6 protein-coding genes and 1 rRNA gene are annotated in these 13,465 nt (G+C 72.2%); 5 read left to right on the forward strand and 2 right to left on the reverse strand.

The features are described from left to right. Together rrf and ACFWP2_RS22050 are read left to right on the forward strand one after the other, a co-directional pair. Positions 1-92 (forward strand): 5S ribosomal RNA (gene rrf / locus ACFWP2_RS22045); the annotation flags it as partial. 61 nt (positions 93-153) lie between these two features. Next, positions 154-999: a phosphatase PAP2 family protein gene (locus tag ACFWP2_RS22050; RefSeq protein ID WP_380453918.1), complete on the forward strand. Its 846-nt coding sequence runs from the start codon at positions 154-156 to the stop codon at positions 997-999. A gap of 20 nt (positions 1,000-1,019) precedes the next feature. On the opposite strand, the gene ACFWP2_RS22055 is transcribed toward ACFWP2_RS22050, so the two are convergent. Together ACFWP2_RS22055 and ACFWP2_RS22060 are read right to left on the reverse strand one after the other, a co-directional pair. Beyond that, entirely contained in the window at positions 1,020-1,583 is a 564-nt protein-coding gene (locus ACFWP2_RS22055) for a GPR1/FUN34/YaaH family transporter (RefSeq protein WP_380453920.1), read from the reverse strand. Between the two features lie 315 nt (positions 1,584-1,898). Further along, a complete protein-coding gene (locus tag ACFWP2_RS22060; protein WP_380453922.1) occupies positions 1,899-4,463 on the reverse strand; it encodes a SpoIIE family protein phosphatase in 2,565 nt (854 codons plus the stop codon). Between the two features lie 574 nt (positions 4,464-5,037). On the opposite strand from ACFWP2_RS22060, the gene ACFWP2_RS22065 reads away from it, so the two are divergent. The 3 genes from ACFWP2_RS22065 to ACFWP2_RS22075 all read left to right on the forward strand — a co-directional run bounded on the left by ACFWP2_RS22065 (position 5,038) and on the right by ACFWP2_RS22075 (position 13,313). Further along, positions 5,038-9,546, forward strand: a complete 4,509-nt coding sequence (locus ACFWP2_RS22065; RefSeq protein WP_380454122.1) for a HAMP domain-containing protein — start codon at positions 5,038-5,040, stop codon at positions 9,544-9,546. A 294-nt stretch (positions 9,547-9,840) separates the two neighbouring features. Continuing rightward, positions 9,841-10,479: a two-component system response regulator gene (locus ACFWP2_RS22070; RefSeq protein WP_380454124.1), complete on the forward strand. Its 639-nt coding sequence runs from the start codon at positions 9,841-9,843 to the stop codon at positions 10,477-10,479. Positions 10,480-10,637: 158 nt separating this feature from the next. Continuing rightward, the gene (locus tag ACFWP2_RS22075; RefSeq protein WP_380453924.1) at positions 10,638-13,313 is read left to right on the forward strand and encodes a DNA translocase FtsK; all 2,676 of its coding nucleotides are present in this window, start codon (positions 10,638-10,640) and stop codon (positions 13,311-13,313) included. Positions 13,314-13,465: the final 152 nt, after the last annotated feature.

Consider the following 13,465-nt stretch of genomic DNA (forward strand, 5'->3'; position numbering starts at 1 on the left):
CGCCCGGTTACATTCCGAACCCGGAAGCTAAGCCTCACAGCGCCGATGGTACTGCAGGGGGGACCCTGTGGGAGAGTAGGACGCCGCCGAACAATCATTCCAAAAAACCCCTGATCCATTCGGATCAGGGGTTTTTTGCGTTACCCTCTGCCAATGCAGAACCTGACCCTGACCTGGCAGTCGGCCGGGGCCGCCGCCATCGGTCTCCATGCGGGCGCGTACGCCGCGGTGAAGGGCCGGAAGCCGGCGCTGTCCGCGCTGCTGCGGGAGGCCGGCACGTTGCTGGCGCTGTTCGCGCTCTGGCAGCTGGTCGGGCACCTCTCGGTGATGAGCACGGACCACGCGCTGGACCGCGCGAGCTGGATCCACCACACCGAGCAGGTGGTCGGGCTGCCGGACGAGGCCTCCTGGCAGAAGGCGGTCACGCCGTACCCGGTGCTGGTGCGACTGGCGAACTACTACTACGCGGTCATGCACTTCGCCGTGATGCTGGGCGTCCTGCTCTGGGTGTTCGTGCGGCACCGCGAGCGCTACGCGTGGGTGCGCAACACGGTGGTGATCACGACCGCGGTCTGCCTGCTGGTGCAGTTCATCCCGGTGGCGCCGCCGCGGATGCTGCCGGAGAGCGGCTTCGTCGACGTGGCCGCCCAGTACGGGCAGTCGGTCTACGGCGGCGCGGTCGGCGGTGTGGTGGTGGCCGATCAGCTGTCGGCGATGCCCTCGGTGCACGTCGCCTGGTGCGTGCTGGCAGCGGTCGCGGTGATCCGGGTGTCGCGCAGTTCGCTGCGTTGGGTGATGGTGCTGCATCCGTTGTTGACGGTGGCCGTGGTGGTGGTGACGGCCAATCACTTCTGGTCGGACGGCATCGTGGCCGTGGCGATCCTGCTCCTCGCCTACGCCGTGCTGGCGTTGGCGGCACGCCGACGGGGCCGGGCCTCCGCCCGGACGGAGGTCGGGCCCCGCGGCACCGCGGAGGAGCGGTTGGAGCAGGTCGGTTGACCGAGGCCGGTCCCGGCCGGTTACTTGACCGGCAGGCTGATCTTCCCCCAGGAGCCGTTGCTCAGCGCGGAGGCGGCCCCGTACCAGGCGGCGAGCCCGGAGGCGGCCGCGATCCAGCCGGCGGTCTTGGCCAGGCCGCCGTAGCCGCCGAAGCTGGCGATGGCGGAGAGCAGCAGGGAGACCGTCAGCAGGCCGTAGACGGCGCGGCTGAGCAGGCCCGCGCCCCAGCCGGCGGCGGTGAGGGTGAGGGCGAGCAGGGCCCACAGCAGCAGGAAGAGTCCGGCGGCGTTCTTGCCCGCGCCGCCGGCCGCCGACCAGGTCGCCCAGAAGGCGCCGAGGGTGGTGAAGGCGGTTCCGGTGAAGCCCTCGCCGCCGCGGAGCTGCCAGAGGCCCGCGATGAAGAGGGTGACGCCGCCGAGGAGATGGGCGAGGTGGGCCGCGTTCCCGACTCCGGCGTCGTGCAGGATGCCGGTGGAGAGCAGGCCGTAGGCGAGCAGTGTGAGACCGAGCGCGAGGTAGCCGAGGTTACCCGCGTCGGCTCCGGTGGAGCGGGCGTTCGTTGCCCCGGTAGCGTCGTTGCTCACCGGAGGCTCCTTTCACTCTGGGCGCGCGCAGGGCGCAGTGACGCTGTGGTGTCGTCTCGATGAGTGGATGCGCGCGACCGCGCCGAGGGCGCACGGCTGAGAGTGTGCGCGGGCCGCGGTCGAAGGAGGTGGGCCATCGGAAGTGATGGGCCAGCGGAGAGCCGCTGGTCGCGTCCCCGCCGGAGGGAATCTCCGGTGGGATCGGTCTACCCGACCCCTCCCCGATTGCACCATTGTGAATATAACAATTTGTGACTGCGTCAGCACCGCGCCGACACCGCGTCCGTACTGCGCCGCGGGTCGGCCGCGGAGCGCTCAGGCCTTGCGCTGGGTGGGCACCCGCAGGGTCAGGATCGCCATGTCGTCGGACGGCGGCTCCGGGGCGAAGCGCTCGACCGCGCGCTGCACCCTCGCCGCGACCGCGCCGGCGGTCAGGCCGGTGCAGCCGGTGAGCACCTCGGCGAGGCCGTCGTCGCCCAGCATCCGCCGGCCCTCGCGGCGTTCGGTGACCCCGTCGGTGACGCAGAGCAGGACCTCGCCGGGGGCGAGCACCAGGTGCTCGGCGGTGAGGTCGAGGTCGTCCATGACGCCGAGCAGCGGCTGCGGGGTGGCGGCGCGGTCGACCTGGCCGTCGGTGCGCAGCCGCAGCGGCAGCGGATGGCCGGCACAGACCAGGGAGAGCTCGGTGCTGCCGTCCGGGCGGGGCGTCAGCTCGCCGTAGAGCAGGGTGAGGAAGCGGCTGCGCGAACCCTCGTCCAGGATGGCCGCGTTGAGCCGGCGCAGCACCTGCGGCGCGTCCAGGCCCTCGCGGGCGAGGAGCCGCAGCGAGTGCCGGGCCAGGCCGGTGACCGAGGCGGCCTCGGGGCCGGTGCCGCAGACGTCGCCGATGGCGAAGCCGTAGGTGCCCTCGCGGATGGTGAACAGGTCGTAGAAGTCGCCGCCGACCTCGTTGCCCTCGCCGGCCGCCTGGTAGTACACGTCCACCTCGACGCCGGGGATCTCCGGCAGGTCCGGCGGGAGCAGGCTGCGCTGGAGGGCCTGGCTGGTGGCGGTGCGCTCGGAGTAGAGGCGGGAGTTGTCCAGGGCGAGGGCGGCCCGGCGGGAGAGGTCCTCGGCGAGTTCGAGGATCTCCTGGCGGAACCTGACGCCGGCCGGGACGCCGAGCACCAGCAGGCCGATGACGCGGTTGCGGGCGGTCAGCGCGAGCACGACGGTCTCGCCGAGCAGGCCGGCGAGTTCCGGGCCGTCGGTGAGGCCGCCCGCCTCGGCGGCTTCGGCGGGGGCCGTCCAGAAGCGGACGCCGTGGGCGGGGCCGGCCTCCGGCACGGGGGTCTTGTCGAGGAGGTCGCGCAGCGGGTCGATGCGGTCCTCGTCCTCGTGCAGGACGAAGGCGAGCCTGGCCGGGGAGGAGTGGTCGGCGGTGGTGTAGACGGCGCACCAGGAGGCGAGGGTGGGGACGGCCATCTGGGCCATCAGCGCGAGGGTCTGCTCGTGTTCGAGGGTGCCGGCCAGCAGGTCGGAGGCCTCGACCAGGAAGGAGAGCGAGCCGCGGCGCAGCTGTTCGAGCTCGGTCAGCCGGGTGCTCTCGACGGCGAGGGCGACCCGGTCGGCGGCGAACTGGAGGCGCAGCGCGTCCTCGTTGTCGTAGCGGCCGGGCACGGCGGCGGCGATGCCGAGCGACCCGATCAGCCGGCCCTCGACCTTGAGCGGGACGGTGATCAGGGAGCGCATGCCGCTGTCGGAGAGCAGGGGCAGGCCGGTGGGCCGGGTGGAGAGGTCCTCGTGGACGGAGGGCAGCCGGGCGGAGTCGTAGCGGTTGCCGGTGCCGACCGGGAAGCGGGTGTGTCTGCGGTGTCCGGCGGTGAGGCCGGTGGCGGCGCGGACCTCGAACTCGGCCTCGTCGTCGGTGGTGAGCAGCAGGTACGCGGCGTCGCCGTCGAGCAGGTCGCGGGCGCGTTCGACGGTGCGCTGGAGCAGGGTGTCGAGGTCGTCGGTGGCGACCGGGCCGGCCAGCAGGTCGAGCCGGGGCCCGGCCGGGTCGGGGCGCTCGCCGGGCAGGGCCCGGGCGGGGGAGCGCAGCACCGCGCGGTCGGGTTCGAGGACGAGCAGGCAGAGGGTGGAGGGGACGCCCTCGGTGTCGCGCAGCCGGACCTGGGCGCCGTACACCTCGACCTCGTGGCCGTCCCGGCGGCGGATGCCGTAGCCGCCCTCCCAGCGGGCCATCCGCAGGGTGTCGGTCAGGCCGGGGCCGCGGGTGCCGGGGGACTCGGGCCAGACCGCGAGGTCGGCCCAGGGGCGGCCGAGGACGGCCGCGGCGGGGTACTGGAAGAGCGCCTCGGCGTCCGGGTTCCAGGCCAGCACCCGGCCGTCCTCGTCGAGTTGGACGACGGCGACGTGCACCGGGCCGGGGCCGCTGGGCAGATCGCTGCCGGGCGTCGCGGGAACGGCGTAGCGGGTGCCGAGCACCTGTGCGGGCAGCGCGAGGCGGAACCAGACGGTCTTGCGCCCGGCCGCGTACTCGACGCCCCACCGCTCGGCGAGGGCGGAGCACATCAGCAGGCCGCGACCGCCCTCGCCGTCCGGGTCGGCGTACCGGTCGGAGCCGGTGACCGGACCGCCGCCGAGCGAGGGCAGTCCGCGCTCGGGGTGGTGGTCGGTGACCTCGATCCGGACGCTCTCCTCCTCGCGCAGGCAGCAGACCTCCGCGTCGGTGCCGGCGTGCACGACGGCGTTGGTGACGAGCTCGCTGACCAGCACGACCGCGTCGTCGACGACCTCGGGCAGGCCCCAGCCGAGCAGCGCGTCCCGGACGAAACCCCGCGCGGCGGCCGCGGACCGGCCGTCGGGGTCGAAGGTGGCGGCTGCGCGCGCGGTGACCACGTTGCCACTTCTCCTCTGCTGCTCTTGCCCTGGCTGTCCGGGGTGCGGCGCCGACTCCCCGTGCGCGCCGTCGGGGTGAGCGGCGGCGCTGGGTCGGGTCGTGGCCCGGTGCAGCGCTCCACCCTACTTTCCGGTTGGTTCCCCGTGGGGGCGGGGAGTCGAAACAGGCACCAGAGAGTGATTCTGCCCACCTGTTTCGGACGGTGCGGTACGAACCGAGCGCAACCGGCCGTGCACCCGGTGCCGGTGCTGCCAGACTGGGGGGTCCGCGACGGCCGGTGCGAGCAGTACGGTCGTGTGGGTGCCGGCGCGTCGAGGACCGTCGGCACGCAGCCCAGCCGGGCCGGTGCCCGGGTGCGTGCCGCACCGGCACGGTCGGTCACCGGACAGTTCACGATGTGGGAGGGGCCCGTTGAGTTCGGCCACCAAGGACGCAACCGGAACGACGCCGCCCGCCACGCGCGGTGGGCGCCCCGGGGCCGTGCCGCGGAACGCGGCCGGCCGGCGGGCCCCGGGCCACGGTCGTGGCGCGGAGCCCGCCGAGCTGCGCAAGCTGCTGTCGGCGCTGACCGCGATGAGGGACGGCAACTTCCGCCGCCGGCTGACCGTCCCGGGGGACGGGCCGCTGGCCGAGATCGCCGCGGTGTTCAACGAGGTCGCCGAGCGCAACCAGCACCTGACGGGTGAACTGGCGAGGGTCCGGCGCGCGGTGGGCCGCGAGGGCCGGCTGAACGAGCGGCTGGAGACCGGTGCGGGCGAGGGCGCCTGGATGGCGGCGGTCGACAACTGCAACGCGCTGATCGACGACCTGGCCCGTCCGATGGCCGAGGTGGGCCGGGTGCTCACCTCGATCGCCGAGGGCGACCTGGACCAGAAGATGGAGCTGCGCTCGCTGCACAGCAACGGGGTGAGCCACCCGCTGCGCGGCGAGTACCTGAAGATCGGGCGGACCGTGAACGGGCTGGTGGACCAGCTCTCCGAGTTCACCGACGAGGTGACCCGGGTGGCCCGCGAGGTCGGCACCGAGGGCAAGCTCGGCGGTCAGGCCAAGGTCCGCAGCGTGTCCGGCAGTTGGAAGGACCTGGCGGACTCGGTCAACACCATGGCGGGCCGGCTGACCGCCCAGGTGCGCAACATCGCCCAGGTGACGACGGCGGTGGCCAAGGGCGACCTGTCCCGCAAGGTCACCGTCGAGGTGGCCGGTGAGATGCTGGAGCTGAAGAACACCGTCAACACGATGGTGGACCAGCTCAACGGGTTCGCCGCCCAGGTCACCGCGGTGGCCCGGGACGTGGGGACGGAGGGCCGGCTCGGCGGGCAGGCCCAGGTACCGGGCGTGGCCGGGGTCTGGCGGGACCTCACCGACTCGGTGAACTTCATGGCCGACAACCTGACCGGCCAGGTCCGCAACATCGCCCAGGTGACCACGGCGGTGGCGCGCGGGGACCTCTCGCAGAAGATCGAGGTGGACGCGCGCGGCGAGATGCTGGAGCTGAAGAACACCATCAACACGATGGTCGACCAGCTCTCCGGCTTCGCCGAGCAGGTGACCCGGGTGGCCCGCCAGGTGGGCACCGAGGGACGGCTCGGCGGCCAGGCGCAGGTGCCCTGGGCGGCCGGGGTCTGGCGGGACCTGACCGACAACGTCAACTTCATGGCGAACAACCTCACCGATCAGGTGCGGAACATCGCCCAGGTGACGACCGCGGTCGCCAAGGGAGACCTGTCGCAGAAGATCCAGGTCGACGCGCGCGGGGAGATCCTGGAGCTGAAGAACACCATCAACACGATGGTGGACCAGCTGGGCGCCTTCGCGGACGAGGTGACCCGGGTCGCCCGGGACGTCGGCACCGAGGGCATCCTCGGCGGCCAGGCCAGCGTGCCCGGCGTGGCCGGGATCTGGAAGGACCTGACCAACTCCGTCAACCTGATGGCCAACAACCTGACCAGCCAGGTCCGGAACATCGCCGAGGTGACCACGGCGGTGGCGCGCGGCGACGTCTCCAAGAAGATCACCGTCGACGCCCGGGGCGAGATCCTGGAGCTGGTGACGACCGTCAACACCATGGTCGACCAGCTGTCGGCGTTCGCCGACGAGGTGACGCGGGTGGCCCGCGAGGTGGGCACCGAGGGCATCCTCGGCGGCCAGGCCCGGGTGCGCGGGGTGTCGGGCATCTGGAAGGACCTGACCGACAACGTCAACTTCATGGCGTCGAACCTGACCGGACAGGTGCGCAACATCGCCGAGGTCGCCGGCGCGGTGGCCCGTGGCGACCTCTCCAAGAAGATCGCCATCGACGCCCAGGGCGAGGTGGCGGCGCTCGCCGCGACCCTGAACACCATGGTCGACCAGCTGTCCTCCTTCGCGGTGGAGGTCACCCGGGTGGCCCGCGAGGTCGGCACCGACGGCACCCTGGGCGGCCAGGCGAGCGTGCCGGGCGTGGCCGGCATCTGGAAGGACCTGACCGACAACGTCAACCAGATGGCCAACAACCTCACCGGACAGGTGCGGAACATCGCGCTGGTGATCACGGCGGTCGCCCGCGGCGACCTCTCGCAGAAGATCGACGTCGACGCGCGCGGCGAGATCCTCCAGCTCAAGACCAACATCAACACCATGGTCGACCAGCTCTCGGCGTTCGCCGACGAGGTCACCCGGGTGGCCCGCGAGGTCGGCACCGACGGGCGGCTCGGCGGCCAGGCCCGGGTGCCCGGGGTGGACGGCACCTGGCAGGACCTCACCGAGTCGGTGAACGAACTGGCCAACAACCTGACCCGGCAGGTGCGCGCGATCGCCCAGGTCGCCACCGCGGTCACCAGGGGCGACCTGAGCCTGCGGATCGACGTGGACGCCGCGGGCGAGCTCGACGAGCTCAAGGACAACATCAACCAGATGATCGCCAACCTGCGCGAGACCACCCGCACCAACCAGGAGCAGGACTGGCTCAAGACCAACCTGGCCCGGATCTCCGGTCTGCTCCAGGGCCGCCGGGACCTGGAGGCGGTCGCCTCGCTGATCATGACCGAGCTGACCCCGGTGGTCTCCGCCCAGCACGGCGCCTTCTTCCTCGCCCAGCCGGCCGGCCGCACCGCCGAGCTGATCACCGAGGACGACGACGAGAACGACACCGTGCTGCGCCTGATCGGCAGCTACGGCTACCAGCGGCGGGCGATGCCGACCACCTTCCGCCCGGGCGAGTCGCTGATCGGCCAGGCGGCGGTGGAGAAGCGGGCGATCATCCTCAAGGAGGCGCCGCCCGGCTACCTGAAGATCGCCTCCGGGCTCGGCGAGGCCTCCCCGGCCCACATCGTGGTGCTGCCGGTGCTGTTCGAGGGCCGGCTGCTGGGCGTGATCGAGCTGGCCACCTTCAGCTCCTTCACCACCGTCGCGCTGGACTTCCTGAACCAGATCGCCGACCTGATCGGCGTCACCGTCAACACCATCAGCGTCAACACCAAGACCGAGGGCCTGCTGCTGGAGTCCCAGCGCCTCACCGCCGAACTCTCCATGCGTTCCGCCGAGTTGGAGGCGCGTCAGGAGGAACTGGAGCGCACCAACGAGGAGTTGCAGGAGAAGGCCGAGCAACTCGCCCAGCAGAACCGCGACATCGAGATCAAGAACAGCGAGATCGAGGAGGCCCGGCAGGTCCTGGAGGAGCGGGCCGAACAGCTCGCCCTGGCCTCCCGGTACAAGAGCGAGTTCCTCGCCAACATGTCGCACGAGCTGCGCACCCCGCTCAACTCGCTGCTGATCCTGGCCAAGCTGCTCTCCGACAACAACGAGGGCAACCTCTCGCCGAAGCAGGTCGAGTTCGCCGACACCATCCACGGCGCGGGCTCCGACCTGCTCCAGCTGATCAACGACATCCTCGACCTGTCCAAGGTCGAGGCCGGCAAGATGGACGTCCGCCCGGCCCGGATCGCGCTGGTCCAGCTGGTCGACTACGTCGAGGCCACCTTCCAGCCGGTCGCGCTGGACAAGAACCTGGACTTCGCCGTCCGGGTCTCGCCCGCCCTGCCGGTCACCCTGCACACCGACGAGCAGCGGCTCCAGCAGGTGTTGCGCAACCTGATCTCCAACGCGGTGAAGTTCACCGACGCCGGAGCCGTCGACTTCTCGATCCGTCCGGCAGGCGCGGAGGTCCCGCAGCACGTGCGCGAGCGGCTGCTGGAGTCCGGCTCGATCAAGGGGCCGGACGACGAGCTGATCGCCTTCGCGGTCTCCGACACCGGCATCGGCATCCCCGGCAACAAGCTGCGGGAGATCTTCGAGGCGTTCAAGCAGGCCGACGGCACCACCAGCCGCAAGTACGGCGGCACCGGCCTCGGACTGTCCATCAGCCGGGAGATCGCCCGGCTGCTCGGCGGCGAGATCCACGCCGAGAGCGAGCTGGGCAAGGGCTCCACCTTCACGCTCTACCTGCCGCTGCGCACCGAGGCCCCGGAGGCCGTCGGCGAGCCCCGCCAGATCGTGCCGAGCGGCCTGGCGCCGCGCGCCTCGGTCGGGGTGACCCCGGTGGGCCTGCCGGTGCCGGTCGGCGAGAACCCGGCCGACCACTGGGCCCAGGAGGTCCGCGAGCTGGCCGAGGAGCGCCGCCGCGGCGCCGTGGAGCGCCGGCGCAGCGCCGCCCTGGAGAGCGCCGCCGGGCCGCGGACGGTGGAGCACGTCCAGCCCCGCCCGGTCAACGGCGACCGGCGCTTCGACGGCCAGCAGGTGCTGATCGTGGACGACGACGTCCGCAACGTGTTCGCCCTCACCAGCGTGCTGGAGCAGCACGGCCTGACCGTCCTGTACGCGGAGAACGGCCGCGAGGGCATCGAGATGCTGGAGCAGCACGAGAACGTGGCGCTGGTCCTGATGGACATCATGATGCCGGAGATGGACGGTTACGCGACCACCGAGGCGATCCGCCGGATGCCCCAGTTCGCCGGCCTGCCGATCATCGCGCTGACCGCCAAGGCGATGAAGGGCGACAAGGAGAAGTCGTTGCAGGCGGGCGCCACCGACCACATCACCAAGCCGGTGGAGACCGACCACCTGCTGACGGTGATGCGCGAGTGGCTGAACGGCGGCCGCGCGTGACCGCGCCGGGAGGCGTGAACCCCGGACCGGGCCCCGGGGTTCACGCCGTCCGGGCGGTCGGTTTGCTGGCGGTCGGGCCCGGGAACCGGGTAGGGTCACCGATCGTTGCGAACAGTGACCGGACGGCGACACGCTGGTGAGCGTGCGCCGGAGCACGGACTGCGCGCCGCTCCGGATCGGGTCACGACGGGGCGATGTGCCGGGCGAGGGGGTGCGGCTAGCATGACCGGGGTAGCGGTGGGCAGTACGCGGGTGCCTGCACCGGGCGGCAGGCAGGCGACAGGAGGGCGAGCCCTGATGCAGAAGGCCAAGATCCTCCTGGTCGACGACCGACCGGAGAACCTGCTGGCGCTGGAGGCGATCCTCTCGGCCCTGGACCAGACACTGGTCCGCGCGGCCTCCGGTGAGGAGGCGCTGAAGGCGCTGCTCACCGACGACTTCGCGGTGATCCTGCTGGACGTCCAGATGCCGGGGATGGACGGCTTCGAGACCGCCGCCCACATCAAGCGCCGCGAGCGCACCCGGGACATCCCGATCATCTTCCTGACCGCGATCAACCACGGCCCCCACCACACCTTCCGCGGCTACGCGGCCGGTGCGGTGGACTACATCTCCAAGCCCTTCGACCCGTGGGTGCTGCGCGCCAAGGTCTCCGTCTTCGTCGACCTGTACGCGAAGAACTGCCAGCTGAAGGAGCAGGCCGCGCTGCTGCGCCTGCAACTGGAGGAGGGCGGCGACGACCAGGCCCTCGGCGGGGCGCTGCTGGGCGAGCTGTCCGCGCGGCTGGCGGCGGTCGAGGAGCAGGCGGAGGCGCTCGGCAAGCAGCTGGACGGGGGCGAGGACGCCGGGGTGGCCGCCACCACCGCGCACCTGGAGCGCAAGCTCGCCGGGCTGCGCCGGGCCCTGGACGCGATGCGCCCGGGCAGTTCCTGATCCCGTCCTGATCCCCACGCGGTGGTTCACCCGTCCGGGTGGTCCGGTGTGGCGACCGGGTGAATCCCGGTCAGGGTGACGGTGTGTCTGCGACACGTCCGGGCGCCCGGGCTCGGGCGCATGTGCAGTGGTCGTCCGCCCCGGTAGGCTGCTGACCCATGGCCACTCGCACGCCCGGGAACGCAGCACGTAAGACGAGTCCGGGACCGTCCAAGAAGGCCGCGGCGAAGGCCCCGGGCAAGCCGCCCGCGAAGAAGGCGGCGGCGAAGAAGGCGGCTCCCGCGAAGAAGACGGCGGCGAAGGCGGCCCCGCCCGCGCCGAAGCCGTCCAGGTCGGTGCTGATGGGCGCGCTCAACGCCCTGGGGAGCCCGATCGCCGCGATCTTCCGGGGCTTCGGCGACGGTGCCAAGAACCTGCATCCGGACCACCGCAAGGACGGCGTGGGCCTGCTGCTGTTCGCGCTCGCGCTGGTGACCGCGGCCGGCACCTGGTTCAGCCCCCAGGGCTGGCTGGGCGAGGGGGCCACCGCCGTGGTGTCCGGGCTGTTCGGCCGGCTCGACGTGCTGGTGCCGTTCCTGCTGGCCGCGATGGCGATCCGGCTCTGGCGCCATCCGGAGCTGCCGGAGGCCAACGGGCGGATCATGATCGGGCTGAGCGCGCTGCTGGTCGGCGTCCTGGGCCTGGTCCACATCGGCTGCGGCGCGCCCATGATGGGCAGCGGCGCCTCCCGGATAAGGGCGGCCGGCGGAATCATCGGCTGGGCCGCGTCCACCCCGATGATGGCCGCCGCCGGGCCGGCGCTCGCCGTGCCGCTGCTCCTGCTGCTGGCCTTCTTCGGCCTGCTGGTGGTCACCGCCACCCCGATCAACCGGATCGGCGAGCGGGTGCGGGGGATCGGCATACGGCTGGGCGTGGTCGAGCCCAGGCCCGAGGACGAGCTCCATTGGGGGCGCACGCCGGAGCGCGAGCTGTCCACCGACCCGCCGGAGGACGCCGACCCCGACGCGCTGCCGTTCACCGTGGAGACCGACGGTGACGACCCCTCGGACGAGGTGGCCGCCCGCCGGCGCCGCCGCCGGCGCAAGCAGACCGAGGAGCCGGAGGACGCCGAGCGGATCTCCCTGGACAAGGAGCCGCTGGACCCGTACGCCACCCGCGACCTCGCCGCCGGCGCCGCCGCGGACCTGGACGGCGCCCTGGTCTACGGCGTGCCCGCCTCCTCCGCGGTGGCGGACATGATGCACCAGGTGCAGGACCGCACCGCCCCGCCGGAGGAGCCCGCCGTCCCGGCCGCCCGCGGCGGCCGCCCGGGCGCCCCCGAGGAGCACGGCGCGGCACCGGTGCGGATGGAGCAGTTGCAGTTCGGCGAGGGCATCACCTACGCCCTGCCCTCGCTCGACCTGCTGGAGCGCGGCGGCCCGGCCAAGGCCCGCAGCGCCCTCAACGACGAGGTGGTCGCCCAGCTCACCGGCACCTTCGCCGAGTTCAAGGTGGACGCCAAGGTCACCGGCTTCACCCGGGGGCCGACGGTCACCCGCTACGAGGTCGAGCTCGGCCCGGCGGTCAAGGTGGAGCGGATCACCGCGCTCGCCAAGAACATCGCGTACGCGGTGGCCAGCCCGGACGTGCGGATCATCAGCCCGATCCCCGGGAAGTCCGCGGTCGGGATCGAGATCCCCAACCGGGACCGCGAGATGGTCAACCTCGGCGACCTGCTGCGCTCGCGCACGGCCGCCGAGGACACCCACCCGATGGTCGTCGGCATGGGCAAGGACGTCGAGGGCCACACCGTGATGGCCAACCTCGCCAAGATGCCGCACATCCTGGTGGCCGGCGCGACCGGCGCGGGCAAGTCCTCCTGCATCAACTGCCTGATCACCTCGATCCTCGCCCGGGCCACCCCGGACGAGGTGCGGATGGTGCTGGTCGACCCCAAGCGGGTCGAGCTGACCGCGTACGAGGGCATCCCGCACCTGATCACGCCGATCATCACCAACCCCAAGAAGGCCGCCGAGGCCCTCCAGTGGGTGGTGCGCGAGATGGACATGCGCTACGACGACCTCGCGGCGTTCGGCTTCCGGCACGTGGACGACTTCAACGCGGCGGTGCGGGCGGGCAAGGTCACCCCGCCGCTGGGCAGCGAGCGCGAGCTGACGCCGTACCCGTACCTGCTGGTGATCGTCGACGAGCTGGCCGACCTGATGATGGTCGCGCCGCGCGACGTCGAGGACTCGGTGGTCCGGATCACCCAGCTGGCCCGCGCGGCCGGCATCCACCTGGTGCTCGCCACCCAGCGGCCCTCGGTGGACGTGGTCACCGGCCTGATCAAGGCCAACGTGCCGTCCCGGCTGGCCTTCGCGACCTCCGCGATGGCCGACTCCCGGGTCATCCTGGACCAGCCCGGCGCGGAGAAGCTGATCGGCAAGGGCGACGCGCTCTTCCTGCCGATGGGGGCCAGCAAGCCGGTCCGCATGCAGGGCGCGTTCGTCACCGAGGCGGAGATCGCCAGGGTGGTGCAGCACTGCAAGGACCAGCTGACCGCCGTCTACCGGGACGACGTGATGGCCGGTGCCGGGCCGAAGAAGGAGATCGACGAGGAGATCGGCGACGACCTGGACCTGCTGATCCAGGCGGCCGAGCTGGTGGTCTCCACCCAGTTCGGCTCGACCTCGATGCTCCAGCGCAAGCTCCGGGTCGGCTTCGCGAAGGCGGGCCGGCTGATGGACCTGATGGAGTCGCGGGGGATCGTCGGCCCGAGCGAGGGCTCCAAGGCCCGCGACGTGCTGGTGAAGCCGGACGAGCTGGACGGGGTGCTGATCACCCTTCGGGGCTGACGGACGGGTCCGGTCGGGGGCTGGCCCGTGTCCTGACCCGGGTGTCACTCGTTCGGAGGAGGGTAGGCGCCGTGTGGGGAACCGAACGTACGTACACCGCGTCACACGGCGGAAAGCGAACCCCGGGCTCCCCGCGCGGCCGCGCTGACGAC

The organism is Kitasatospora sp. NPDC058444 (assembly GCF_042721415.1).
GTDB lineage: Bacteria > Actinomycetota > Actinomycetes > Streptomycetales > Streptomycetaceae > Kitasatospora.

Coding starts and splice junctions, on each gene's coding strand:
- ACFWP2_RS22050 (WP_380453918.1), top strand. CDS start 154: ATGCAGAACCTGACCCTGACCTGGCAGTCGGCCGGGGCCGCCGCCATC.
- ACFWP2_RS22065 (WP_380454122.1), top strand. CDS start 5,038: ATGAGGGACGGCAACTTCCGCCGCCGGCTGACCGTCCCGGGGGACGGG.
- ACFWP2_RS22075 (WP_380453924.1), top strand. CDS start 10,638: ATGGCCACTCGCACGCCCGGGAACGCAGCACGTAAGACGAGTCCGGGA.